Annotated in this window: 28 protein-coding genes, 1 tRNA gene and 1 pseudogene; 20 read left to right on the top strand and 10 right to left on the bottom strand. The window is 60.0% G+C overall.

The genetic code is table 11. The annotated features are described in order from the left end of the window. Positions 1-19: 19 nt before the first annotated feature. Complete coding sequence (gene hemB / locus N2599_RS10975; RefSeq protein ID WP_027508473.1) at positions 20-1,033, bottom strand: porphobilinogen synthase; 1,014 nt, start codon at positions 1,031-1,033, stop codon at positions 20-22. A gap of 132 nt (positions 1,034-1,165) precedes the next feature. Here hemB and N2599_RS10970 point away from each other — a divergent pair, with 132 nt between their 5' ends. The 7 genes from N2599_RS10970 to N2599_RS10940 all read left to right on the top strand — a co-directional run bounded on the left by N2599_RS10970 (position 1,166) and on the right by N2599_RS10940 (position 8,090). Further along, positions 1,166-1,603 (top strand): DUF6163 family protein, encoded by a 438-nt coding sequence (locus tag N2599_RS10970; protein WP_027508474.1) that lies wholly within the window; start codon positions 1,166-1,168, stop codon positions 1,601-1,603. Between the two features lie 131 nt (positions 1,604-1,734). Beyond that, positions 1,735-2,250, top strand: coding sequence for a transcriptional regulator LdtR (gene ldtR, locus N2599_RS10965; protein ID WP_027508475.1), 516 nt, complete (start codon positions 1,735-1,737; stop codon positions 2,248-2,250). Between the two features lie 452 nt (positions 2,251-2,702). Beyond that, positions 2,703-4,004, top strand: a complete 1,302-nt coding sequence (locus N2599_RS10960) for a L,D-transpeptidase family protein (RefSeq protein WP_027508476.1) — start codon at positions 2,703-2,705, stop codon at positions 4,002-4,004. A 391-nt stretch (positions 4,005-4,395) separates the two neighbouring features. Continuing rightward, complete coding sequence (gene glyA, locus N2599_RS10955) at positions 4,396-5,694, top strand: serine hydroxymethyltransferase (RefSeq protein WP_027508477.1); 1,299 nt, start codon at positions 4,396-4,398, stop codon at positions 5,692-5,694. 9 nt (positions 5,695-5,703) lie between these two features. After that, positions 5,704-6,180, top strand: coding sequence for a transcriptional regulator NrdR (gene nrdR / locus N2599_RS10950; protein WP_022714748.1), 477 nt, complete (start codon positions 5,704-5,706; stop codon positions 6,178-6,180). 3 nt (positions 6,181-6,183) lie between these two features. Further along, positions 6,184-7,470, top strand: a complete 1,287-nt coding sequence (gene ribD, locus N2599_RS10945; RefSeq protein WP_027508478.1) for a bifunctional diaminohydroxyphosphoribosylaminopyrimidine deaminase/5-amino-6-(5-phosphoribosylamino)uracil reductase RibD — start codon at positions 6,184-6,186, stop codon at positions 7,468-7,470. Beyond that, positions 7,470-8,090 (top strand): riboflavin synthase, encoded by a 621-nt coding sequence (locus N2599_RS10940; protein WP_027508479.1) that lies wholly within the window; start codon positions 7,470-7,472, stop codon positions 8,088-8,090. Before ribD ends, N2599_RS10940 begins: the two co-directional genes overlap by 1 nt. Here N2599_RS10940 and N2599_RS10935 read toward each other — a convergent pair. The 3 genes from N2599_RS10935 to N2599_RS10925 all read right to left on the bottom strand — a co-directional run bounded on the left by N2599_RS10935 (position 8,053) and on the right by N2599_RS10925 (position 9,590). Beyond that, positions 8,053-8,586, bottom strand: a complete 534-nt coding sequence (locus N2599_RS10935) for a GNAT family N-acetyltransferase (protein ID WP_027508480.1) — start codon at positions 8,584-8,586, stop codon at positions 8,053-8,055. The two genes, N2599_RS10940 and N2599_RS10935, sit on opposite strands and share 38 nt — an antisense overlap. A 27-nt stretch (positions 8,587-8,613) precedes the next feature. Then, positions 8,614-9,117: a cupin domain-containing protein gene (locus N2599_RS10930; RefSeq protein WP_027508481.1), complete on the bottom strand. Its 504-nt coding sequence runs from the start codon at positions 9,115-9,117 to the stop codon at positions 8,614-8,616. Between the two features lie 113 nt (positions 9,118-9,230). Then, on the bottom strand, positions 9,231-9,590 hold the full coding sequence (locus tag N2599_RS10925; RefSeq protein WP_027508482.1) for a hypothetical protein: 360 nt from the start codon (positions 9,588-9,590) through the stop codon (positions 9,231-9,233). A gap of 332 nt (positions 9,591-9,922) precedes the next feature. Here N2599_RS10925 and ribH point away from each other — a divergent pair, with 332 nt between their 5' ends. The 3 genes from ribH (at position 9,923) to N2599_RS10910 (ending at position 13,197) form a co-directional block, all read left to right on the top strand. After that, positions 9,923-10,384 (top strand): 6,7-dimethyl-8-ribityllumazine synthase, encoded by a 462-nt coding sequence (gene ribH, locus N2599_RS10920; RefSeq protein WP_027508483.1) that lies wholly within the window; start codon positions 9,923-9,925, stop codon positions 10,382-10,384. Further along, entirely contained in the window at positions 10,381-10,863 is a 483-nt protein-coding gene (gene nusB, locus N2599_RS10915; RefSeq protein ID WP_027508484.1) for a transcription antitermination factor NusB, read from the top strand. Before ribH ends, nusB begins: the two co-directional genes overlap by 4 nt. Positions 10,864-11,061: 198 nt before the next feature. Further along, entirely contained in the window at positions 11,062-13,197 is a 2,136-nt protein-coding gene (locus N2599_RS10910; protein ID WP_027508485.1) for a sodium-translocating pyrophosphatase, read from the top strand. A gap of 69 nt (positions 13,198-13,266) precedes the next feature. On the opposite strand, the gene N2599_RS10905 is transcribed toward N2599_RS10910, so the two are convergent. Further along, positions 13,267-13,791 carry an outer membrane protein assembly factor BamE gene (locus N2599_RS10905; RefSeq protein ID WP_027508486.1) on the bottom strand — a complete coding sequence of 175 codons (525 nt, stop codon included), beginning with the start codon at positions 13,789-13,791 and terminating at the stop codon, positions 13,267-13,269. A gap of 189 nt (positions 13,792-13,980) precedes the next feature. Here N2599_RS10905 and N2599_RS10895 point away from each other — a divergent pair. The 6 genes and pseudogenes from N2599_RS10895 to N2599_RS10870 all read left to right on the top strand — a co-directional run bounded on the left by N2599_RS10895 (position 13,981) and on the right by N2599_RS10870 (position 18,446). Next, positions 13,981-14,570 (top strand): annotated as a pseudogene (locus N2599_RS10895) (ubiquinol-cytochrome C chaperone family protein). A gap of 10 nt (positions 14,571-14,580) precedes the next feature. After that, positions 14,581-15,135 (top strand): YceD family protein, encoded by a 555-nt coding sequence (locus N2599_RS10890; RefSeq protein WP_027508488.1) that lies wholly within the window; start codon positions 14,581-14,583, stop codon positions 15,133-15,135. A gap of 105 nt (positions 15,136-15,240) precedes the next feature. Then, positions 15,241-16,287: a phosphate acyltransferase PlsX gene (gene plsX, locus N2599_RS10885; RefSeq protein WP_027508489.1), complete on the top strand. Its 1,047-nt coding sequence runs from the start codon at positions 15,241-15,243 to the stop codon at positions 16,285-16,287. A gap of 19 nt (positions 16,288-16,306) precedes the next feature. Next, positions 16,307-17,278 carry a beta-ketoacyl-ACP synthase III gene (locus N2599_RS10880; RefSeq protein WP_027508490.1) on the top strand — a complete coding sequence of 324 codons (972 nt, stop codon included), beginning with the start codon at positions 16,307-16,309 and terminating at the stop codon, positions 17,276-17,278. Positions 17,279-17,389: 111 nt separating this feature from the next. Further along, positions 17,390-17,728, top strand: a complete 339-nt coding sequence (locus tag N2599_RS10875; protein ID WP_022714764.1) for an integration host factor subunit alpha — start codon at positions 17,390-17,392, stop codon at positions 17,726-17,728. Between the two features lie 181 nt (positions 17,729-17,909). Next, entirely contained in the window at positions 17,910-18,446 is a 537-nt protein-coding gene (locus N2599_RS10870) for a MerR family transcriptional regulator (RefSeq protein ID WP_027508491.1), read from the top strand. 54 nt (positions 18,447-18,500) lie between these two features. Here the strand turns inward: N2599_RS10870 and N2599_RS10865 are convergent, their stop codons facing one another. Beyond that, positions 18,501-18,815: a DUF1236 domain-containing protein gene (locus N2599_RS10865; protein WP_027508492.1), complete on the bottom strand. Its 315-nt coding sequence runs from the start codon at positions 18,813-18,815 to the stop codon at positions 18,501-18,503. Positions 18,816-19,111: 296 nt separating this feature from the next. Here N2599_RS10865 and N2599_RS10860 point away from each other — a divergent pair, with 296 nt between their 5' ends. The 3 genes from N2599_RS10860 to N2599_RS10850 all read left to right on the top strand — a co-directional run bounded on the left by N2599_RS10860 (position 19,112) and on the right by N2599_RS10850 (position 20,384). Then, entirely contained in the window at positions 19,112-19,726 is a 615-nt protein-coding gene (locus tag N2599_RS10860) for an HAD family hydrolase (RefSeq protein WP_051336469.1), read from the top strand. 91 nt (positions 19,727-19,817) lie between these two features. Further along, positions 19,818-19,894, top strand: a tRNA-Pro gene (locus tag N2599_RS10855). Between the two features lie 181 nt (positions 19,895-20,075). Then, positions 20,076-20,384 carry a hypothetical protein gene (locus tag N2599_RS10850; RefSeq protein WP_027508493.1) on the top strand — a complete coding sequence of 103 codons (309 nt, stop codon included), beginning with the start codon at positions 20,076-20,078 and terminating at the stop codon, positions 20,382-20,384. Between the two features lie 68 nt (positions 20,385-20,452). Here the strand turns inward: N2599_RS10850 and N2599_RS10845 are convergent, their stop codons facing one another. Beyond that, a complete protein-coding gene (locus N2599_RS10845) occupies positions 20,453-20,716 on the bottom strand; it encodes a membrane protein (protein ID WP_027508494.1) in 264 nt (87 codons plus the stop codon). A 322-nt stretch (positions 20,717-21,038) separates the two neighbouring features. Between N2599_RS10845 and N2599_RS10840 the strand changes: the two genes are divergently transcribed. Next, the gene (locus tag N2599_RS10840) at positions 21,039-21,251 is read left to right on the top strand and encodes a hypothetical protein (protein WP_027508495.1); all 213 of its coding nucleotides are present in this window, start codon (positions 21,039-21,041) and stop codon (positions 21,249-21,251) included. A 34-nt stretch (positions 21,252-21,285) separates the two neighbouring features. On the opposite strand, the gene N2599_RS10835 is transcribed toward N2599_RS10840, so the two are convergent. Genes N2599_RS10835 through N2599_RS10825 form a run of 3 tightly spaced genes read right to left on the bottom strand, consistent with a single transcriptional unit; the run spans position 21,286 to position 24,410 of the window. Further along, positions 21,286-21,579 (bottom strand): helix-turn-helix domain-containing protein, encoded by a 294-nt coding sequence (locus tag N2599_RS10835; RefSeq protein WP_027508496.1) that lies wholly within the window; start codon positions 21,577-21,579, stop codon positions 21,286-21,288. Positions 21,580-21,618: 39 nt separating this feature from the next. Continuing rightward, entirely contained in the window at positions 21,619-22,863 is a 1,245-nt protein-coding gene (locus N2599_RS10830; RefSeq protein WP_027508497.1) for an O-antigen ligase family protein, read from the bottom strand. After that, a complete protein-coding gene (locus tag N2599_RS10825; protein ID WP_027508498.1) occupies positions 22,860-24,410 on the bottom strand; it encodes an undecaprenyl-phosphate glucose phosphotransferase in 1,551 nt (516 codons plus the stop codon). Before N2599_RS10825 ends, N2599_RS10830 begins: the two co-directional genes overlap by 4 nt. Positions 24,411-24,426 lie beyond the last annotated feature (16 nt).

The following is a 24,426-nucleotide window of genomic DNA, read 5'->3' as shown; positions in this document are numbered from 1 at the left end:
ATACAATAATGCGTGAAGATCAGCGCTTTGCCAGCAGTCTGGCGACCTCGATCGCGAAATAGGTCAGGATCCCGTCGCAACCGGCGCGCTTGAAGGCGAGCAGCGTTTCCAGCATCGCCCGTTCGCCGTCGATCCAGCCGTTCATCGCCGCAGCCTTGATCTGCGTATATTCGCCGGAAACCTGATAGGCGAAGGTCGGAAGGCCGAAGGCCTCCTTCATCCGCCAGCAGATATCGAGATAGGGAAGACCAGGTTTGACCATCAGCATATCCGCGCCCTCCTCAACGTCGAGTGCTGCATCGCGGATTGCCTCGGTGCCGTTGGCGGGATCGATATAATAGGTCTTCTTGTCGCCCTTCAGCAGGCTGCCGGTCGAGATCGCCTCGCGGTACGGGCCATAGAAAGCGGACGCGAACTTGGTCGCGTAGCTCATGATCCCGACATTCTGATGCCCGGCGGCATCGAGTGCCCGGCGGATCGCTCCGATGCGGCCGTCCATCATTTCCGACGGGGCAATGATGTCGGAACCGGCATCAGCCTGCATGACGGCAGCGCGCGCCACCTGATCGACGGTCTCGTCATTGACGATTTCTGAGCCGCGCAGGATGCCGTCATGGCCGTGGCTGGTGAAGGGATCGAGCGCCACATCGGTGATCACGCCGATGTTCGGGACGGCCTTCTTGATGGCAATCGTCGCCTGATTGATGAGATTGCTGGCCTGAAGGCTGTTCGAGCCCGTCTCGTCGCGCAGTGCCATCTCGATGTTTGGGAAGGTGGCGATCGCCGGGACGCCGAGATCGGCCGCCTCCCGGGCGGCTTCCGCTAATTTGTCGACGCTGATGCGGTTGACGCCCGGCATGGCCGGAATCGGTTCCACGATACCTGAACCGGGGACTATGAAGACCGGCCATATCAGGTCGTCCACCGTCAGCCGGTTTTCCTGCACAAGGCGCCGCGTCCAATCCGCCTTGCGGTTGCGGCGCATGCGGCGGTGTCCGGTGATCTCGTCAACGAGGTGGGTCCTGGTCTGCATTGTCTTTCGTCCCTGGCCATTCCATTTATAGGTCCGCTCATTATCATGACGATCCGGAAAACCAAACCGGGCGATTGGCCGCGGCGGATAAGCCGCTGGTGGAGCTGCAACGGGAACCCTAAAGTCTGCGCCATGGAAAATGATTCTCCGACGATGCCGAAGCGGACGCTGATAGACATCCTGTTCATCCTCTTCTTGAGGCTGGTTGCGATCTCCTGCTTTTGGTTCGGCCTGCAATATTGGGCGATGCTCGTCGGCTATTCGCTGGTGGGAGCAGGGCGCTTCGATCTCCTGAGCCTGCCGTGGAAGGTTGCGGCCACCAGCCTTGCCGTTCTCTTCCCCGTCGCGTCGCTCGGCCTCTGGCTGACGGTATCCTGGGGGCCGGTCGTTTGGGTGCTCGCCGCAGGCGGTCAAATCCTGATGTACGGCCTGCTGCCGCAGACCTTCGGCTCCAACCGGCTCATCCTGCTGATGCATGGCGCGGTTGCCGCTGTCTACCTGGTTTTCCGCCTGGCGCTCTGGCTGGAGAAGCGCCGCCAACGCCGCAAAGTAAGCGTTGATTTACCCTGATACAACGCGGGGTTTTCGGTAAGGTGCTGTTAAGCCTGCAGTTTAAGTAGAATTTTATTTGTATTCGATAGGGTCTGTCTCAAGGCGGGAAGAAAACCAACGCCGCCAAACAAAACAGTGAGGCAGTCATCATGAATACGAAAATCAAGCCGCAGGCGGTATCGAACTTCCGTGATCAGCAGGACCACGACATCCGTGATCTTTACATGGAATCCCTTCACCTTGTCGAACGTCTTCACCGCCGCCTTCTGGATGTCATCAAGGACGAGTTCGACCGTCAGGGCCGCAGCGACGTCAACGCCATCCAGGCCCTGCTCCTTTTCAACATCGGCAATTCCGAGCTGACCGCCGGCGAGCTGCGCTCGCGTGGCTACTATCTCGGCTCGAATGTGTCCTACAACGTGAAGAAGCTGGTCGATCTCGGTTTCATCAACCACCAGCGTTCGCGCATCGACCGCCGCTCCGTCCGCATCAGCCTGACGGAAACCGGCACGGAGATCGCCGAAACGGTGGCCAAGCTCTACGAACGCCACATCACTTCGATCGACAAGGTCGGCGGCATTGGCACCGACGAGTTCACCCAGATGAACAAGCTCCTGCAGCGCCTCGACCGCTTCTGGAACGACCAGATCCTTTATCGGCTCTAAGGTAAGAGACCTCCTCCAAGGTCGAAGAAAACCGGATGCGTCCCTGCGCGTCCGGTTTGCCGTGTTCGCAGCCAGCGTGTCATCTTTGCAACGCATCGCGCCCGCGCGCAGCGGCCCTGTATTCAGGCGGTCTTTTAGCCGTTATTAACCAGCACCGATTACGGATCGATATGGTTTCGTCCGTGCCGCTCCCTACCAATGGTAGGCATATTGGACGTCGGCGACACGAATTGGCCATATTGGTATGACAGCGGAAATGCACGGCAAAGCGGCGCTTTCTAACACAATAGTTCAAAGTCGTCCGCGCTTCCGGCTCGCAATCTTGTGATGGCCAGGCGCGGAAAACTTGTGATGCGCCGGAGAACGGAATGGTAGTGATCTGCGCCGTGGCGCAGTGAATCTTAAAGCCCGCGGTTTTCCTTATCAGGCTGCGGCATTCAGTGGTTGGGATTATGTCGAAGAAAAACCGAATTGAAGCTCTTTCGCGCCGCGCCTTTCTTGCGTCTGCGGCAACCGTCGGCGCCAGCGCAATCGCCGCCCCGGCTTTCGCGCAGTCCGCGCTCGATGCGTTGATCAACGCGCCCCGCCGCGGCGATTGGGACGATCAGTTCGACGCCAAGGCCGCATCGCGCACGGCGAACGCCGCCGTTTCCAATACCCCGATCCTCAGTCCGCAATCGGTTCCGAGCATCCAGCTGGCGATCATGGAATATCAGCAGATCGCGTCCGCAGGCGGTTGGCCTGAGGTCAATCCTGCTGGCGTGCGTCTCCAGCTCGGCGTGACGGATCCTTCCGTTCAGGCGCTGCGCCAGCGCCTCGCCATCACCGGCGACTTGCCGCGCGAAGCCGGCATGTCTTCCGCCTTCGATTCCTATGTCGACGGTGCGGTCAAGCGCTTCCAGGCCCGTCATGGCCTTCCCGCAGACGGCGTCATCGGCGAATTCACGTTAAAGGCGATGAACATTCCGGTCGACGTGCGCCTGCAGCAGCTGAACACCAACCTCGTCCGGCTACAGACCTTCCCGGAAGATCTCGGCCGCCGCCACGTCATGGTCAATATTCCGGCCGCCTATGTCGAGGCGGTCGAAGACGGCAGCGTGGCGACGCGTCATGCGGCCGTCGTCGGACGTATCAGCCGTCCAACGCATATCGTCAATTCGAAGATCTACGAGGTCATCCTCAATCCCTATTGGACTGCGCCGCGCTCGATCGTCGAGAAGGACATCATGCCGCTGATGCGCAAGGATCCGACCTATCTCGAGAGGAACGCCATTCGTCTGATTGACGGCAAGGGCAACGAAGTCGCCCCGGAAACGATCGACTGGAATGGCGAGGCGCCGAACCTGATGTTCCGTCAGGATCCGGGTAAGATTAACGCCATGGCTTCGGCGAAGATCAATTTCCATAACAAGAACGGCGAGTACATGCACGACACGCCGCAGCAGGGCCTGTTCAACAAGCTGATGCGCTTCGAGTCGTCCGGTTGCGTGCGCGTCCAGAACGTCCGCGACCTGACGACCTGGCTGCTGCGCGACACCCCGCCGTGGTCGCGTCAGCAGATGGAGCAGGTGATCGCGAGCCGCGTCAACACGCCGATCACGCTCGCCGAGGAAATCCCGGTCTATTTCGTCTACATCTCCGCCTGGGGCATGCCCGACGGCCTCGTCCAGTTCCGCGACGACATCTACCAGATGGACGGCAACGCCGAACTGGCGCTCGATACGACCGCTGGAATGGAGCAGCCGGTTCAGTAAAAATTGATGCTTGTAGCTTTCTGAAAGCCGCGTCTTCGGGCGCGGCTTTTTGTTGTGGAGGCCACGCCGCAAGTCAGTCGAGGGCGAGGGCAGGCGGCATTCTTGACTTGAATCGCAGGCAAGGGCCGCCGTGGTTGGATCTCTGTGACAAGCACAGAGATGAGGATATTGCGGGAAGCGCAGCGAAACAGCCACATCGCTAAGCATGCGACGCCGCTGAAAGGGCGCCCACAGGAATGGCGCTGGGCGAGGGACTCAGCTCTCCAAATCCTAAGATACTCAGTTGGGAGCATAGGCTGCGCGTAGATTGCCCAGCAAATGTCGTTCTTCGTATTGCTCTCTGCGGGGTGGAACGCTAAACCTTCGCGCATTCCAGTTGAGGAGCCCGCCCATGACAAATGCTTCCACGCAGACCTTCTTCAATCGTTCGCTTGCTGACACCGATCCGGATATCTTCGGCGCGATCGAAAAGGAGCTCGGCCGCCAGCGGCATGAGATCGAATTGATCGCATCGGAGAACATCGTTTCCCGCGCGGTGCTGGAAGCCCAGGGCTCCATCATGACGAACAAATATGCGGAAGGTTATCCGGGTAAGCGCTACTACGGTGGCTGCCAGTTTGTCGATATCGCCGAGGAACTGGCGATCGAACGGGCCAAGAAGCTCTTCGGCGTCAACTTCGCCAACGTCCAGCCGAACTCCGGTTCGCAGATGAACCAGGCGGTCTTCCTGGCGCTGCTGCAGCCGGGCGACACCTTCATGGGCCTCGACCTGAATTCGGGCGGTCATCTGACGCACGGCTCGCCGGTCAACATGTCCGGCAAGTGGTTCAACGTCGTGTCCTACGGCGTTCGCGAAGGCGACAACCTGCTCGATATGGACGAAGTCGCCCGCAAGGCCGAAGAGCACAAGCCGAAGCTGATCATTGCCGGCGGTACGGCTTACTCCCGTATCTGGGACTGGAAGCGTTTCCGCGAGATCGCCGACTCGGTCGGTGCCTATCTCATGGTCGACATGGCCCATATTGCTGGCCTCGTCGCCGGTGACCAGCATCCGTCGCCATTCCCGCACTGCCACGTCGCGACGACCACGACCCACAAGTCGCTCCGCGGCCCGCGCGGCGGCGTCATCCTTACGAACGACGAAGATCTGGCGAAGAAGTTCAATTCGGCCGTTTTCCCTGGTCTGCAGGGCGGTCCGCTGATGCACATCATCGCCGCCAAGGCCGTCGCCTTCGGCGAAGCGCTGCAGCCGGAATTCAAAGACTACGCCGCTCAGATCGTCAAGAACGCCAAGGCACTTGCCGAGACCCTTATGGCGGGCGGCCTCGACGTCGTCTCCGGCGGCACCGACAACCACCTGATGCTCGTCGACCTCCGCAAGAAGAACGCCACCGGCAAGCGCGCCGAAGCAGCGCTCGGCCGCGCTTACATCACCTGCAACAAGAACGGCATTCCGTTCGATCCGGAAAAGCCTTTCGTCACTTCCGGCGTCCGTCTCGGCGCTCCGGCAGGCACGACGCGCGGCTTCAAGGAAGCGGAATTCAAGGAAATCGGTAACCTCATCGTTGAGGTTCTCGACGGCCTGAAGGTCGCCAATTCCGACGAAGGCAACGCAGCAGTCGAAGCAGCCGTTCGTGGCAAGGTGGTCGACCTTACCGGCCGCTTCCCAATGTACGACTACATCGGCTAAGGATAGCGCATGCGCTGCCCATTCTGCGGATCGGAAGACACCCAGGTTAAGGATTCACGCCCGGCGGAGGACAATACGTCCATCCGCCGCAGGCGTATCTGCCCCGATTGCGGCGGCCGCTTCACGACGTTCGAACGCGTGCAGTTGCGCGAGCTGATGGTCGTCAAGAAGACTGGCCGCAAGGTGCCTTTCGACCGCGACAAGCTGGTGCGCTCCTTCGAGATCGCGCTGCGCAAGCGTCCGGTCGACCGCGACCGCATCGAAAGGGCCGTTTCCGGCATCGTCCGCCGTCTCGAAAGCTCCGGCGAAGTCGAGATCAGCTCCGAGGCCATCGGCCTTCAGGTGCTGGAAGCGCTCAAGAGCCTCGATGACGTCGGCTTCGTCCGCTATGCGTCCGTCTACCGGGATTTCTCGCATGCCGAGGATTTCGAAAAGGTCATTTCCGAAATCAACGCCAAGATCAGCCGCGACACGCTGGAGACCTGAGCCATGAGCACGGGGCCGCAGGACGAGCGTTTCATGGCCGAGGCAATCCGTCTTGGTCTTTTGCATCTCGGCCAGACCTCGACTAATCCCTCCGTCGGCTGCGTTATCGTCAGAGACGGCGAAATCGTAGGGCGTGCGGTTACCGCGCTTGGGGGCCGTCCGCATGCCGAGCCGCAGGCGCTTGCCGAGGCAGGCGATCTTGCCCGCGGCGCCACCGCCTATGTGACGCTCGAACCCTGCTCGCATCACGGCAAGACGCCGCCCTGCGCGGAAGCGCTGATCGCTACTGGTGTCGCCCGCGTTGTTATCAGTGTTACGGATCCTGACGCCCGCGTTTCCGGCCGCGGTATCGCCATGCTGCGCGACGCCGGTATTGAGGTTGACACCGGCGTGCTGGAGGAGGAAGGCGCTCGCTCGCTTGCCGGCTATCTCACCCGGCAGGCGAAGAACCGGCCCTATGTGACCGTCAAGCTTGCCGTTTCGGCCGACGGCATGATCGGCCGCAAAGGCGAGGGACAGATCGCCATCACCGGCCCGCTTGCGCGCGCGCAGGTTCAGGCGCTCCGCGCCAAAACCGACGCCATCCTCGTCGGCATCGGCACGGCGATCGCCGACGATCCGGAACTGACGGTGCGAACGCCGGGCTTGCAATCGCTGTCGCCGGTGCGGGTCGTGCTTGATCCTTGGCTTGACTTGCCGCTCACGAGCAAGCTGGTCAGGTCGGCGCGAGACGTGCCGGTCATCGTGGTTGCCAGCGAGGCCCCCCCTTCTGTCCGGCCGGACATCTCCCCCACAACGGGAGAGATTGGCGAGCAGCACGATCCTAATTCCAGAAAATCCGGCGGCGATAGTTCGACCCCCGTGACCGAGAATGAGGGGCAGGCAGCCCACGCTCGTCCAATCTTTCCACTTGTGCGGGAGATGCCCAGCGGGGCAGAGGGGGGTAAGCCATTCGCCGAAACCTTCGAAATCGAAACCCGCCGTTCAGCCCTGGAATCCGCAGGCGTCGAAATCCTTTACTGCAATCCTTACCATCCCGAAGTGCTGCTCCCTGCACTTGCCTCGCGCGGCATCTCCTCGCTCCTCATCGAGGGTGGCGCGAAGACGGCGCGGCTTTTCCTCGACGTCGGTCTCGTCGACCGCATCCAGCTTTACCAGGGGCAGGTGATCATCGGCGAAGGCGGTATTGAATCGCCTTTGACGAAGACCGATATGCCACCGGGTTTTGTCCACAAGGGCACATTCATGTTCGGCGACGACCGGCTGGACGAATACGAAAGAGAATCCTGATGTTCACCGGAATTGTCACCGATATCGGCACGATCGAATCCATTTCGCCCATGAACGAGGGTGTGAAGCTCCGCGTCGCGACTAATTACGACCCCAAGACCATCGATATGGGTGCGTCGATTTCCCACTCGGGCATTTGCCTCACGGTAACCGGCCTGCCGGGCGAAGGCAGCAACGGCCGCTGGTTCGAGGTGGAGGCCTGGGAAGAGGCGCTGAGGCTCACGACGCTCACGAACTGGAAATCAGGCACCCGCGTCAATCTCGAGCGCTCCCTGAAGATCGGCGACGAACTCGGCGGCCACATCGTCTCCGGGCATGTCGACGGCAAGGCGGAAATCCTGTCGGTGACCACCGAGGGTGACGCGACCCGCTTCCGCCTGCGTGCGCCGGAGCATCTTGCAAAGTTCGTGGCGCCCAAGGGCTCGATCGCGCTCGATGGCACGTCGCTGACGGTCAATGCCGTCAATGGAACGGATTTCGACGTCCTGCTGATCCGCCACACGCTCGAGGTCACCACCTGGGGCGAGCGCCAGGCGGGCGACTTCGTCAATTTCGAAGTCGACACGATGGCGCGCTATGCGGCTAGGCTGGCTGAGTTCCCTGCCGCGAGAACAGAATGATTTCGCCGTGATAATTGGTGCGTGTCACTTCACGGAAGCCGAGCTTTTCCGCGACGCGTAGCGATGGTTTGTTATCAGGGCTGATAATGCAGGTCATCTCCTTGCCGGGGATATGACGGTCGGCCCATGCGATCAGCGCCGCGAGCGCTTCAGTCGCATAGCCCCGTCCGTGTGCTGAAGGCAGCAACACCCAGCCGGTTTCCAATGTTTCCTCGATGGAGGGAAACATGTCGCGGCGGGCTTCATGGAAGCCCGCTTCGCCGATCAGCCGCCCGCTTTCCTTTTCTTCGATGATTAGAAAGCCGAAACCCATATGATGCCACATTCCGCTCGCCCTTATGAGGCGGGACCATGTCTGTTCGCGTGTTGATGGCACACCGCTGATATAGCGGACGACGTCTTCATCGGCCCACAAACCGACATAGACGTCGAAATCATCGAGCCGGTGCGGGCGCAGAACCAATCGCTCCGTTTCGATGGTCGGAATATCGATCATGAATATCGCTCTCTGAAAAACTGCGCGTTACGCGCAGGGCTCCCCGTCCCAATAGTCAAGATTGCTCTCTTCGCGTCCGATGACGGCGAAGCGGCCGGATCTTGTGCCGTCACGGTTCGTCTTGGCAAGGAATTTTCCGGAATCCGGGTATTCGACGATCTCAGTCTTCGCCATCGTGGAGATGCCGAGATAGATCAGAGTCGTGCTGCCGGTGTTGAGGATCTGATGCGCCGTTTCCTTGCCCCCGGCGGGCGCGCCGAGCGTGTCGCCTTTCTTGATCGGATAGCGTTCGCTTCCGAAGCGATATTCCCCTGTTCCTTCGATCACGAAGAACAACTCATCTTCGACATGATGGTTGTGGAACGGACAGCCCGACTTGCCGGGCGGCACCTCGTTGTAGCTGATCCCGAGATTGGAAAGGCCGAGCAGGCGGCCGAAGGATGTGTCGGCGCTCTCGTAGAGCGCGCCCTGTTTCCATTGCTCCAGTGTCAGGTCGGCAATGTTGAGAACTGGTTTGATGTCCCGTGGCATGTCTTCTTCCCTTTTGTAGAGGGAACAGACCATTAATCCGGGATAGTTTTCAATAGGCGCCAGCAGAATTGTCGGGGAGAGGCGGCGCAAATCGCTGTGCCGCCTCATGCCCATCAGTCGATGTAGAAGGTGATGCTGCCGTCGGCCGCCTTTTCGGCATTGATGACGTTGCGGACATTGACACCGTCATTGGCGAGCTTGCGCGTCAGCATCCTGTTGGCGCCGATCGATGCCTGGATCTGCCGCACATCCTGTGCTGAGCGCGGCGGAGCGGAGCGCGGACCATAAGCTTCGGGACCTGCATCGCGCCAGTTATAGAAATGCTCAACGTTGAAGTCGTTGCCCCGGAAATTGCGGAGCGTCTGTTCGATGCCCGATGGGCTGTTCATGCCAAAGCTTTCCGCCCGGCTGGCGCCGGCAAGCGCGAGGGAGGAAAAGGCGGAAACGATGGCGATTGTGGCAACGCGGTTCATGATGGTATCCTTTCATCTGCTATGACGGTCGGCTGTCGCGCAGGGGATCGTCGGCGTTACGCTTCTTGAGTTGGGTCGGCCGCGGCGCTAAATCAATAGCTAACTACCTGAAATAACATTACAAATTGTTCATGCCGATTGCCCTCGATTTGCCGTTTTCAACGTGCTTGCGAGGCGCGGCGTAAGCGGCCTGCGTATATTTCTGATATCCTGTTGCAGGGATTTCCGGATTTGCATTCCGGCCATGATCCGAATTTGCTTGCCATTCGTCGAAAGGCATGTTTTGACCGCGGCCTGCCGAATGGCAAGTCCTCAGAAACCGAAGGTGATGCATGGCGCGAGATAACGCTCCCCATATTTTGATCGTCGAAGCCCGCTTCTACGACGACATGGCCGACGCGCTTCTGGAAGGAGCCACCTTTGCGCTCAAGGAAGCGGGCGCGACCTACGATGTCGTCACCGTTCCGGGCGCTTTGGAAATTCCGCCGACGATTGCCATGGCCCTCGATGGGGCCGACAATGGCGGCACGCATTATGACGGCTATGTCGCGCTCGGCATGGTCATCCGCGGCGAGACCTATCACTTCGACATCGTGTCGAACGAATCCTCGCGCGCACTGATGGATCTCGCCGTCAGCGAATCCCTTGCCATAGGCAACGGCATCCTGACGGTCGAAGACGATGAGCAGGCCTGGGCACGCGCCCGCCGCTCGGAGAAGGACAAGGGCGGATTTGCCGCTCGCGCAGCTCTCACGATGATTGAGCTGAAGAAGAAACTGGGTGCATACGAATGAGCAATGAAAATCCGGAGCGTCAGGTGAAAACTGCAAACCAGCGCGGCGCTGCGCGTCTGGCTGCCGTTCAGGCGCTCTACCAGATGGATATCGGCGGCACCGGCGTCTTGGAAATCGTCGCCGAATACGAGGCGCATCGCCTCGGCCAGGAAATCGACGGCGAAACCTATCTCAAGGCCGATGCCTCGTGGTTCCGCTCCATCGTCTCGGGCGTCGTGCGCGAGCAGGTTCGTCTCGATCCTTTGATCGCCTCCGCCCTGCAGGACGACTGGGCGCTGTCGCGCCTGGATAGCACCGTGCGGGCCATCCTGCGCGCTGGCGTCTTTGAACTTCTCGACCGCAAGGACGTGCCGGTAGCCGTGATCGTAACGGAATATGTCGAGATCGCCCAGGCCTTCTTTGAGGATGACGAGCCGAAGCTCGTCAACGCCGTTCTCGACCGCATCGCCAAACAGGTGCGCGGCGAGACGAAGAAGTAGGCCTTCCGTCCTCTATCGGACCATTTCGCTCTTTACGCTGCACTGCAAGGGTTTTCGTCCCTTGCGGTCTTGACGTCCTGTTTCTCACCCCGCAATCTCCGCACGCAAAGCTAGAGCGTTTCTGTGGAGAGAAGACGATTCGGCTGCGTTCGTGGCCGGAGGGAGGAGTGCTCCGGCACTTTTGGAGGAAAGAGCGAAATGATCATTCTTTTATGCGTAATTGCATGCGGTCTGCTCTCGGTGGTTTATGCCATCTGGGCAACCCGTTCGGTGCTGGCCGCCGATCAGGGAAACAGCCGCATGCAGGAAATCGCGGGTTATATCCGTGAAGGCGCGCAGGCCTATCTCATGCGCCAGTACAAGACGATCGCGATCGTCGGCATCGTTGTTTTCATTGCAGCCTGGCTGCTTCTCTCCGGCATGGCCGCCATCGGCTTTCTGATCGGCGCTGTGCTTTCCGGTGCCGCCGGCTTTATCGGCATGCACGTATCCGTTCGTGCCAACGTCCGCACGGCGCAGGCCGCATCGCACAGCCTCTCGGCCGGCCTCGATATCGCCTTCAAATCCGGAGCCATCACCGGCATGCTGGTCGCCGGTTTGGCGCTGCTCGGCGTATCCATCTATTATTTCATCCTTACAATTTTGCTCGGTCATGAAAGTGGTGCGCGCGAAGTCATCGATGCGCTTGTCGCGCTCGGCTTCGGTGCCTCGCTGATCTCGATCTTCGCCCGTCTCGGCGGCGGTATCTTTACCAAGGGTGCCGATGTCGGCGGCGATCTCGTCGGCAAGGTCGAGGCAGGCATTCCGGAAGACGATCCGCGCAATCCGGCGACGATCGCGGACAACGTCGGCGACAATGTCGGCGACTGCGCTGGCATGGCTGCCGACCTTTTCGAGACCTATGCCGTCTCCGTCGTCGCCACCATGGTTCTCGCCTCGATCTTCTTTGCCGGCGCGCCGATCCTGCAATCGGCGATGATCTATCCGCTGGCAATCTGCGGCGCCTGCATCCTCACGTCGATCGCCGGCACCTTCTTCGTCAAGCTCGGCACCAACGGCTCGATCATGGGCGCTCTCTATAAGGGCCTTGTCGTCACCGGCCTCCTGTCGATCATCGGTCTCGGCGCCGCAACATCGTTGACGGTGGGTTGGGGTTCGCTCGGACAGGCCGGCGGTGCGGATATTACGGGCACCAATCTCTTCTTCTGCGGCCTCGTCGGCCTCCTGGTAACGGCGCTCATTGTCGTCATCACCGAATATTATACCGGCACTAACAAGCGCCCGGTCAATTCGATCGCCCAGGCATCCGTGACCGGCCACGGCACGAACGTCATCCAGGGCCTTGCGGTCTCGCTGGAATCGACGGCGCTGCCTGCGATCGTCATCGTGGGCGGCATTATCGGCACCTACCAGCTCGCCGGCCTCTTCGGCACCGGCATCGCCGTTACCGCCATGCTCGGCCTTGCCGGGATGATCGTCGCGCTCGATGCCTTCGGTCCTGTGACCGACAATGCCGGCGGCATTGCCGAAATGTCCCATCTGCCGCCGGAAGTCCGCAAATCGACGGATGCGCTCGACGCCGTCGGCAACACGACGAAGGCCGTGACCAAGGGCTACGCGATCGGCTCTGCCGGTCTTGGCGCTCTCGTGCTCTTTGCGGCCTATTCCTATGACCTCAAGTATTTTGCGGCAAATGGCGACAAGTTTCCCTACTTCGCCGGCATAGGGGAAATTTCATTCGATCTCTCCAACCCCTATGTGGTGGCTGGACTGATTTTCGGTGGGCTCATTCCCTACCTCTTCGGTGGTATCGCCATGACGGCCGTCGGCCGCGCCGCCGGCGCGATCGTCGAGGAAGTGCGCCGTCAGTTCAAGGAAAAGCCGGGCATCATGCAGGGCACGGAAAAGCCGGACTACGGTAAAGCCGTCGACCTTCTGACCAAGGCCGCAATCCGCGAGATGATCATCCCCTCGCTGTTGCCGGTCCTGGCGCCGATCGTCGTCTACTTCGGTGTTCTGCTGGTCTCCGGCTCCAAGGCCTCGGCCTTCGCCGCACTCGGCGCGTCGCTCCTCGGCGTCATCATCAACGGCCTGTTCGTCGCCATCTCGATGACGTCCGGCGGCGGTGCATGGGACAACGCGAAGAAGTCCTTCGAGGACGGCTTCGTCGACAAGGACGGCATCCGCCACATGAAGGGTTCGGACGCACACAAGGCTTCCGTCACCGGCGACACGGTCGGCGATCCTTATAAGGATACCGCAGGTCCGGCCGTCAATCCGGCTATCAAGATCACCAATATCGTCGCCTTGCTGCTCTTGGCCGTCCTAGCCTGATCGAACGCATAGAGACAAAGAAGAAACCCGCCGGATCGCTCCGGCGGGTTTCTTTGTTGAGTCGGATATTTACCGGATACTTGCAGGATTCTGTGGGTTGCCTGAAGGCGTTCCGAAAAGGCTCTTTGCTGCGCCGCCTGCGCCGCCTGCCAGAACCTGCTGCAGGAAGGTCAGTTCGCGGCCACCGGTTGCGGTCACGCGCGAGACCGAATCGAAGACCTTGCCGTCCTGGAGCGTGTAGTTCGCGCGGCGCGCGACGACACCGTCCTTGTCGAAGTAGATCGCAAGCACGCTCTGATCGACAACCTTCAGTTTCTGGAAGGCGACGGCGCGAGTGCGCTTCTGTGAGATGTAATAGAAGACCTCGGTGTCGAACGTTGCCGTCGTCGAAGGCGTGCCGAGCGACAGGAGCACCTGTTCGCGGCTCGAGCCTTCCGGAACGAGATTGAGGGATTGGTCGTCGACGATATAGCCGCCGTTGAGCACTGTTCCCGTTTGGCAACCTGTGAGGCTTGCTGAGGCAATCATGATGGCAATGGCTGCGCTGCTGAAGAATTTTATATCAGACTTGAAATACCGTTTCTTCAACGACATCTACTCCCTTGAGGTATCGATAGGCAACTTCTCGGCCCTGCAATCACCGCTGATGCAAAACCTTTGTGGCCTTTCCGGGGTCGAATACTCCCAATTCCCCGAGATCGAACCGACGAGGGCACTGTCCCGAAAGTGGCCACCTTCGGCATTGCAATTCGCGCCTGCTTCGGTAAACCAGCTTTCGAAATCATGCAACACGACCCACGCAACTCCGCGTGAAGAATGAGGCTTTTCCGGAAGAAACAATGATCCTCGGGCTCTTTCGCAAGAAAAACAATAATCAGGTGATCGTCGAGCGGCAGTATTCGGTACTGACCGCAGCAGCCCGCATGCCGGAATTCTATGAGACCATGCATGTTCCGGACACCGTGATGGGCCGCTTCGAGATGCTGTCGCTGGTGATGATCCTCTTCTTCCGCCGCACACGCTCTTCCGGAACCAGCGGACAGGAAATCGCCCAGGAGATCGTCGATGCCTTCTTTGAGGATATCGACCATTCGATCCGCGAACTCGGCATCAGCGACAATGGTGTGCCGAAACGCATGAAGAAGCTTGCCGGCATGTTCTATGGACGGCTCGAATCCTATTCGGCGGCAATGGATGCCGGCGACCGCGCGGCCCTTGCCGCAGCCCTTAACCGCAACATCCATCCGCAAGCCGCCGGCGCTTACGATATGGCAAGGCTTGCCAACTGGATGTTTGATGCCGAAGCCGACCTGTCGGCCCAGTCCGAAGACCGGATCGCCACCGGCTCAGCGACGCTGCCACAGACAGCGTAAGGAGGACGCCATGAAGCACCGCAACGACGACATTCCGTTTTCTTACCTCGTCAAGGTCGGCCATATCTCCGCGAACCCCGTCGAGGTGCATCTCGAAGCGGACGAGAAGGAGCGGAAGGCGCTTGCCGAAAACTGGAACGTCCTGTCCGTCGACGATCTGCGTGCGGACCTGCAGATCAATCGCTGGAAGAAGGATGGCATCCGCGTGAAGGGCAGGGTACAGGCAAAGATCGTTCAGGCCTGCGTGGTGACGCTCGAGCCGGTGCCGGCTGATATTGACGAGCAGTTCGATCAGATATTCGTGCCCGAAAATTCGAAACTCGCCCGACCTCCGGCCAGCGAGGCCGGCGAAATGATTCTCGATCCCGACGGGCCGGACCTGCCGGAGACCTTCTGCGGCGACACGATCGACGCGGGTGAGGTGGTGATGGAATTCGCCGCGCTGGCGATCGATCCCTATCCCCGCAAGCAGGGTGTCGAGTTTACCGGCCATATCGAGGATACCGGCGAAAACGACAAGAAGCCTTCTGCCTTTGCGGTGCTCAAGGATTGGAAGAAGGACTGAAAACCCGTTGAGTATTTGATACAATTCAGTTGTAAGCGATAGGAAAACCGGTATTTTGGCCGAAATTTTCGCTCCCCTCAGGCGAAAGAAAAGGATCAGGGACGCGTGATAAGAATATCTCTCGACCTCATGGGTGGCGACTTTGGTCCCCAAGTTGTCATCCCCGGTGCCGCGAAAGCTTTGGAAAGGCATCCGGATATCTCCTTCGTCTTTTTTGGACTGAAAGAGCAGTGCGATCCGGTTCTCGCCAAGTTTCCGAAGGTCAGGGAAAAGTCTGTCTTCCACGATTGCGAACTTGCCGTTCGCATGGACGAGAAGCCGAGCCAGGCGCTGCGCCGCGGCCGCTATGTTTCCACCATGTGGCGCTCCATCGAGGCCGTGAAGAAGGGCGACGCCGATGTCGCCGTTTCCGCGGGAAATACCGGCGCGCTGATGGCCATGGCAAAGTTCTGTCTGCGCACGATGGCCAATATCGAGCGCCCGGCGATTGCGGCCATCTGGCCGACGCTTCGGGGCGAGAGCATCGTTCTCGATGTCGGCGCCACGATCGGCGCTGATTCTCAGCAGTTGATGGATTTCGCTCTGATGGGCGGTGCGATGGCGCGCGCGCTTTTCGAACTCGAACGTCCGACGGTGGGCTTGCTGAACGTCGGCGTCGAAGAGGTGAAGGGCCAGGAGGAGGTCAAGGAGGCAGGCCGGCTGCTTCGCGAGGCCCATATCGATTCGCTCGAATATTCCGGTTTCGTCGAAGGCAATGACATCGGCAAGGGCACCGTCGATGTCGTCGTGACCGAAGGTTTCTCGGGCAATATCGCCCTGAAGGCGGCAGAAGGTACGGCAAAGCAGATCGCCGAATACCTGCGTGCCGCGATGTCGCGCACGCTACTTGCTAGGATCGGCTATCTCTTCGCCAAGAGCGCCTTCGACATGCTTCGCGAAAAGATGGACCCTAGCAAGGTCAATGGCGGCGTATTCCTTGGTCTCAACGGCATCGTCATCAAGAGCCATGGCGGCGCCGATGCAGACGGCATCGCCGCAGCCATCGAGGTCGGCTATGACATGGCCAAGAATGGCCTTAATCAGAAAATAGAAAACGATCTCAAGAAATATCATGCCAAGCGGCTGCCCCCGATGGGGCCGGAAGCTGCATGAGCGACAGGGTTTTAGCAGAATGATCCGTTCAGTGGTTCGCGGGTTCGGAGCCGCACTCCCGAAGCGCGTAATGACCAATCGCGAGATGGAAGATGTCGTCGATACGTCGGACGAGTGGATCGTCCAGCGCACCGGCATCCGCCAGCGATACATCGCAGGCGACGGCGAAACGACGTCCTCGCTCGGCGAGCAGGCTGCGCGTGCGGCGCTCGACAAGGCCGGCCTGACGTCTGCCGATATCGATCTCATCATCTGCGCCACCTCAACGCCCGACAACACCTTCCCGGCGACGGCGGTCAATATTCAGAACCGCCTCGGCATGCACCACGGCTTTGCTTTCGACGTTCAGGCCGTCTGCACCGGTTTCGTCTATGCCGTGACGACGGCGGACGCCTATATCCGCGGCGGCCTTGCCAAGCGTGCCCTCGTGATCGGCGCGGAAACCTTCTCCCGCATCCTTGATTGGAACGACCGCACGACCTGCGTGCTCTTCGGCGACGGTGCCGGCGCGATTGTGCTCGAGGCTGCCGAAGGTGAAGGAACGACGGCTGACCGCGGCATCCTGACGGCGCATCTTCGCTCCGATGGATCGCACAAGGAGAAACTCTTCGTCGATGGCGGCCCGTCCACCACCGGCACCGTCGGCAAGCTGCGCATGGAAGGCCGCGAGGTCTTCAAATATGCCGTCGGCATGATCACCGACGTGATCCAGGCCGCGTTCGATTCGACGGGAACGACCGCCGAAGACCTCGACTGGCTCGTGCCGCACCAGGCGAACCGCCGTATCATCGACGGCTCCGCCAAGAAGCTGCATATCGCTCCCGAGAAGGTCGTCATCACCGTCGACCTGCACGGCAACACATCAGCCGCCTCGATCCCGCTCGCACTTGCCACTGCCGCAGGCGACGGACGCATCAAGAAGGGCGATCTGGTGATGCTGGAGGCGATGGGCGGCGGCTTCACCTGGGGTGCCATGCTGCTGCGCTGGTGACGGCGAAGAATCGCAAAAAACTGGCGACGAACAAGAGCTTGACCGTAAGGCGCAAGACAAATAGTCTTTGCTCGCTTTTAAAAAATATTTTGTAGAATTGGCGGGGAGACCATGACCGGAAAGACAGTGACGCGAGCAGACCTGGCGGAATCGGTTTTCCGGAAGGTCGGTCTCTCCAGGACCGAATCTGCCGAACTCGTAGAGACCGTGCTCGACGAAATCTGCAATGCGATCGTCCGTGGCGAAACCGTCAAGCTTTCCTCCTTCGCCACCTTCCAGGTCCGCGATAAGAACGAGCGCATCGGCCGCAATCCCAAGACGGGCGAAGAAGTGCCGATCTCGCCCCGTCGGGTAATGACCTTCAAGGCTTCGAATGTCCTGAAGACCCGTATTCTCAAGGCGCATACGCTGCGCAAGGTCAAGCAGAAGCCCGCAAATCCGGCCATGTAAGGATGCAAAGAGATAGGTTTGCACCTGTCCCTGATTGCTATCTCCCGATCATTTTTTCTTCAATCGCGCTTCCGACTTGTGGGCTATGCGAAGACGTGACTTGAATTCGACGCCGCAAACCGTTGAAATATGATGAGTCGCGGTTTGAACCGCCGCCGGTGATCGCGTAGGGAGTACGACCTTGGACAAGAGCCCCGATGCTTTCCGAACAATCAGCGAAGTCGCTGACGACCTCGATCTGCCGCAACACGTTCTGCGTTTCTGGGAAACACGCTTTCCGCAGATAAAGCCGATGAAGAGGGGCGGCGGGCGCCGCTATTACCGGCCGGAAGACGTGGATCTGCTGAAGGGCATCCGGCATCTTCTTTACGACCACGGCTATACGATCAAGGGCGTTCAGAAGCTCTTGAAGACCAACGGCAACAAGTTCGTCGTCGCTGTTGCGCAGGGTGATCTTGCCAGCGTCGAGGCACTTGCCTCGGGTGGCAGGGACAGCGCTCCGGGTGAGCCGCGCGTCGGCATTGCGGAGGAGGATCAATTGGTCGGCCGCGCCAAGCCGCCGATTACCCGCCGCTTCTTCAATTTCGTTGCCGGCGACGACGATCAGGCGGAAGTCTCGATCGGCAAATCGAGCGTCAGCAAGGAGGACAGGGCACTTCTGCAGGAGGCGCTCTACGATCTTCTGGAATGCAAGCGCCTCCTGGATCAAGTGCGGTAGAAGATTGCGTTCGAGCCTCGCCTCCGCGAGCGGGCGGATTCACGCCTGATCCGATCACTCGAGGATTTCAATGACGCGGTGCGTCTGAGGTTCGACGATCACTCTGCGATTGTTGACGACGGTATAAGCATAGCCGTCGACATTCGGGACCTCATGGATTTCGACCGTTTCCGGAAGTGTCGTTCCGACGACGACATCGCCCTCATAGACGACAGAAGGCACCTGCTGCTCCATCACATAGGTGCGAACTTCGCCCGGCAACACGATGGAACCCGTAGGGGCGGGGTCGATGACAACCGTACCCTGCGCGAAGGCAGCGGAGCAGGCCGTCAGCACGGCGGCGGTCGTGGCCAGCATGGTCTTGCGCATAGGACAAACCTCCTTTCCTTACCCAGCCTTGATAAAAAAACGCCCCCACGGGTCCGTTGTTCCGGAAAAGGTCACCGCCGCCTGCTGCTGCCTCTGCACTGACCTTGGCAAAGCTGCCGGCATCTGTGTAGAGAGGATCGCATGAGCGGACTCGTGCGACGAGAACCGTCAGGAGAAACAGAAGGGACAATCCTGATCTGCGTCCGCCTTTCTGCTTCCAAAGTCCATTTCGCAAGGAATTCCCTGTGTCTTCTCCCAATGTACCCGGCAAAGCCTATGATGCGTTCCTCTTCGACATGGATGGCACGCTGCTCAACTCCATAGCGGTCGTCGAGCGCGTATGGAGCGAATGGGCAAAGGATCACGGCCTCGAGCCGGAAGTCTTCCTGAAGACGATACACGGCATCCGCGCCAGCGACGTCATCCGTCAGCTGGCGCTCCCCGGTGTGGATCCGAAATACGAGGCGGATAAGCTGCTGGCCGAGGAAATGGAAGATGTCGAAGGCATCATACAGATCCCCGGCGCAATCCGCTTTCTAAACAACATTCCCTTCGATAGGTGGGCGATTGTCACGTCGGCCCCGATCGAACTCGCCAAGCGCCGCATGGCTGCCGCCGGCATCCCGATGCCGAAGGTCATCGTCACCGGCGAGGAGGTTTCGGCAGGCAAACCCAGCCCGGAATGCTATCTGCTCGGCGCCAGCCGCCTGGGAGTCGATCCAAAGCGCTGCCTGGTCTTCGAAGATGCGGTTGCGGGCATACTTGCAGGAGAAGGTGCAGGAGCCGATGTCACCGTCATTACCGCAACACATGCCACACCCTTCGAAACGCCGCATTTCTCGATCGCGGACTACGAGGCATGGACCGTGAAGACAATCGGCGGCAGCGGAATCGGAATCGTCGGAGCCTGAGTGGGATATCGGCTTTTTGCGCGGAGAACGGCTTTTTCCGCTTGCATTGGACGCCGCGAAAAACTAAACGAAACAAGCCGTTTCGGCAGGTCGGGGCGTAGCGCAGCCCGGTAGCGCACTTGACTGGGGGTCAAGGGGTCGCTGGTTCGAATCCAGTCGCCCCGACCATTTATCCCCTTGAAATCTCAGTCAAAACTTGACCATGACCTCGTCATGGAGCAAAGCCGGAAGAAAACCGGCCGCTCGCGAAACCGTGATGATCTGTTATCGCGTTATGCCGGTTTTTTCCGGAACAAGTCCGTCCCCCTCAGGGTTAGCCTCCGTCACCCACGCAACACTGGAGGACCCTATGCGTATGAAACTTTTAGCAGCATCGATTTTGGCCCTTGGCATGGCAACATCGGTTTCCTATGCCCAGAGCCAGGGCGCCCCGGCCGGCTCAACGACTTCGCCGCCAATGGTGCCCGAAGCGGAAGACTACCCCTTTGGCCAAGATAACAATCCGCCTGCCAGGGTTGATCCCAATCCAACCGGCAGCATAACCACGACGCCAGGTGGCTCCATGGAAAGCAATTGCTCTGCGTACGACAAGGCACGGACCTCTCCTGGCCGCGGTGACGACCAGACTGATACGGCTGAATTGTGCGGCAACAAGTAACGGGGCGCTGTCGAAAAGGAGGCCGGCTTCCTGCGGGGGCCGGCCCTTCCTTGAGGATCACTGGCTGCTCAGTCGGCGCTGTCGACCACATCACGTCGTCTGACGAGCTTGAGGCTTCTGTCTGCCTGAATGATGTAGGTCTCCTCCACCCATCGGCCGGTCGGGTCGATAAACTGGTGGGGAAGAACGGAGCCGGGCGGCGATTTGCTAAGTCGGGCCTGTGGCTGGCCGCCATATGTGATGCTCCCGCGTATCGGCTCAATTCCTTCGGAGCCGCTGGAGCAGCCAGATAACGCGAGTGCAGCCACCAAAATCGTCCACCGAATTTTCATCATTGCCGGCCTTCAAATGTTTTGCCGCGTAACGGCGTAACGTTTTCAATGTTGCGCGTCTTTCGCGCGCAACGGTAGATGGTGCTCTGCTTTATGCAGGAAAGCATAAGCTCGATTGGCGTGCGAAATAAAGTAGGCAAACGGCAGTCAGGGGGGTGCGAGCACAAGTGCCGTCACGCCAACAACCCACCTCGAACCTCGAGACATTTGTTCCAGTTGCCAAGCCGGAAATCGGCGTGCATACTGTCTATATCGTCGGCCATGGATGGGCGGCTGGCGAATGATGCGGTTGTGCTTTCGCCCTCATGGGAAGTGCGGCTCGATGCTCAATACACCTTTTCATCCCCGTGATTTGCCGCTCTTTTCGGAGGATCTGGATGTGATTTCCGGAGTGCTCGATATTGTCTGCGAGGCGAGGGGGCTGAGCCGTAACACGCCCGAAGCCGAACATCTCGGCGCGCTGATCATCCAGCTCTATCGCCAGGGCGCCAAGGACAGCACAAAACTCGCCGCGCTTGCGCAGGCTTATCTCTAGCCCTCACTTCTCATCGACGGAAATGCGGCAACTATCAATCGTCGTTGGCGGCGTTGAGGTTTTCGGGGCGGATGCCATCGTCGCTTGACGTGCGCGCCCGCAGCCGCACGCCGGGACCGCCTTCGTCCTGATTGCCGCTTGCGATGAAGATCACGCCGGCTGCTTCCAGCGCGTGCTTGGCGGCCAGAAAGGCGCGGGGCTCGCCCGTCCCGTCGCCGTCTTCGAGTGCCTCTATCGCTTCCGGCGTCAGGCCAGACGCAGCGGCAAGCTCATCGATGCTCATCCCGGTCATGGCGCGCGCGCCGCGTATCTGCATTCCTGTGATCATGTTTGGAAGTTTAGCGCGAATGCCGCCGTTCTCAAGTATTTAGGCTGCGCCCGGGGCCGTGAAATTCTGTCGGTGGCGGTGTTCGAGCGCAGCGCATCCCCAGACGATGCCGAGGAGAAGATAGACATGCCGCCAATGGTCGATGTCGATGACGTTGCCGACCGCCGCATGGCCGATGATGCAGATCCAGGCGATCATCAGGTAAGGCTGCCATGGCCGGTCCCTGAGGAGGCTCTTGAAGCCAAGGCAAAGCGTCCACACGAGCATCGACACGTAGGAGACGAAGCCGAGCCAGCCATAGGTTGTCAGCGTCTTCAGCCAGATATTGTGCTCGTCTTCCGGAAAGATCGTGCCGAACACCATCGGCCCGATGCCGAGCGGCCTTTCCATCATCATCTGGAAGCCGATGCGGTGGCGGTCGAAACGGCCGAGATAGGCGCCGTCATATTCCTGGACGAGTTGCGCGCGTGCGCTGAAAAGATCGCTGACCTGCGGAAACTGCAGGGCGATCAAAAGCGCTGAGACCATCAGGACCATCGCCATCAGCGAGAGGACGAGGATGCGCAGCCGGAAGGCGCCGCTTCGCTCCTTCAGCAGCATCATGAATATGAGCAGCGCGACGGCGAGCAGGAAGAGACCCCAGGCGGCGCGCGAGAAGGACAGGAACACGCCGAGCGCTAGGATCAGCAGTGCGGCGGCGCGCAACGGCGAGGTCTTCAGGTCGCGCGTCAGAATGCCATGGATGAGGTAGAGGGAAGGGGCGACGAGGAACGGCCCGAAGACGTTCGGATCCTGGAATGCGCCCTTCGCACGGTCGTAGAGCGTGAAGACTTCGGCGCCGGGAAAGGCATGGAAATAGCCGAGGATACCGAGCAACGAGGTGATGACGGCGGCAAAGACCCAGGCATTGAACATCAGCGGCAGCCGTTTGGCGCTGTCTTCGATGATTGCCGCATAGAACACCGAGGTCAGGGCCAGGAAGGTCGAGACAGCGACATACATCGGCCCGCCGGTCATATCCTTCATTTGGGTTAGCGACAGCATGCCGCCGACATTGAAGGTGAGGAGTAGGGTCAGAAGCACCGCGGTGTAGCGCGAGATGCGAAGGCCGAGGATGAACCAGATACCGACAAGCCCCGCCATCCACAGTTCGTAAGGCGCGGGCTCATTAATCACGAAGCCGGCGAGGAAGACGCCGAAGGCGACCATCGCCGAGCCAATGAGGCGCAGTGCGGCGCGCTGCGGCTGGGCGACGCGGAACTGTGTCGCCTCGACCGCGCTCAATAGGCGTTTTCCGTGTTGAGCAGCCGGATCGGCGTCAGGAACAATATCTTGAGATCGAACCAGAGCGACCAGTTCTCGATATAGTAGAGGTCGTAGGCCGTGCGGAATTTGATCTTGTCGTCATTGTCGATCTCGCCGCGCCAGCCGTTGATCTGCGCCCAGCCGGTCACGCCGGGCTTGACGCGATGGCGTGCGAAATAGCCTTCCACGATATCGCCCCAGGCGCGATCCTTCGTCTGCGCCAGGACGGCGTGAGGCCGGGGACCGACGAGCGACAGATCGCCCTTTAGCACATTGAATAGTTGCGGCAATTCATCGATCGAGGATTTGCGGATGAAGCGGCCGACCGGCGTCACGCGGGGATCGCCCTTGGTCACCACTGTCTTGGCGTTGTAATCGCTCATGCTGGTGTACATCGAGCGGAACTTGAAGACGTTAATGACCTCGTTATTGAAGCCATGCCGCTTCTGCATGAAGAAGACAGGCCCCTTGGACGTCAGCTTGATTGCGATGGCGGTGAGGATCATCACCGGCCAGAGCAGGGCAAGGGCAAGCGATGCGAAGAAGATGTCGAAGCCGCGCTTGGCGACGGAATCCCAATCGCGGATCGGCTTCTTGAAAATGTCGAGCATCGGCACGGAGCCGACGTGGGAATAGGCACGCGGCCGGAACCGCAGCCGGTTGGCATGGGCAGCAAGGCGAATGTCGACCGGCAGGATCCAGAGTTTCTTCAGGAGCTGCAGGATACGGGCCTCGGCGCTGAGCGGCAGCGCGATGATCAGCATGTCGATCCGGGTGAGCCGCACGAATTCGACCAGCTCGGCAACCGTGCCGAGCTTCGGATAGCCGGCGACCATGACCGGCGAGCGCTTCTCGCCCCGATCATCGAAGATGCCGCATATGCGGATGTCGTTGTCGGCCTGTTGCTCGAGGATGCGGATCAGATCCTTGGCAGGTTCGCCGCCGCCGACGATCACGGCGCGGCGCTCCATGACGCCGTTGCGCGCCCAGTTGCGGATGCCGTAGGCGACCAGGAAGCGCGACCCAAGCAGGAAGAGCGAGGCAAGCGAGAACCAGGCGATATGCAGGTTTATCTGCGACCATGGGAGATCGCGGAAGAGCGAAAAGATCACTTCCGTTCCGGTAAAGGCGGCTGCCCAGGCACTGAGGATGCGCGGCAGTAGGCGAATGCGGGCTCTGAGCGCCGGAATGGAATAGGTATCCGCAAGCTGCAGCGCCACAACGCCCAGCGCCGCCACGGCGGCTGCCATGCCCGCGCGTGCAGCAAGGCTTTCGCTACCGTCGCCGGGCCAGATCAGGAAGGCGAGCAGCCCGATTGTGAATTGCGAGACGAATTCGAAGAGGCGCAGCTGGCCGATGACCATCGACGGCGAACGCGTTCCCTCGCGGAACTGTTCGGCGATCTGCCGGGCATAAGGGTTGATTTGTCCCGGCGTTTCCTGGTCGCCGCCGTCTGCGTTGGCCGCGGAGACCCGCTTGCGCAGGGCTTCCACGTCGAACTGATCGCTTTTCTCTGCTTTGTTCATGGGCTTCAGCCGCTCG

The sequence above is a fragment of the Rhizobium sullae genome, from assembly GCF_025200715.1.
GTDB lineage: Bacteria > Pseudomonadota > Alphaproteobacteria > Rhizobiales > Rhizobiaceae > Rhizobium > Rhizobium sullae.
Note: the sequence above shows the minus strand (reverse complement) of the source record. Positions and strands in the feature narration are given on the sequence as shown.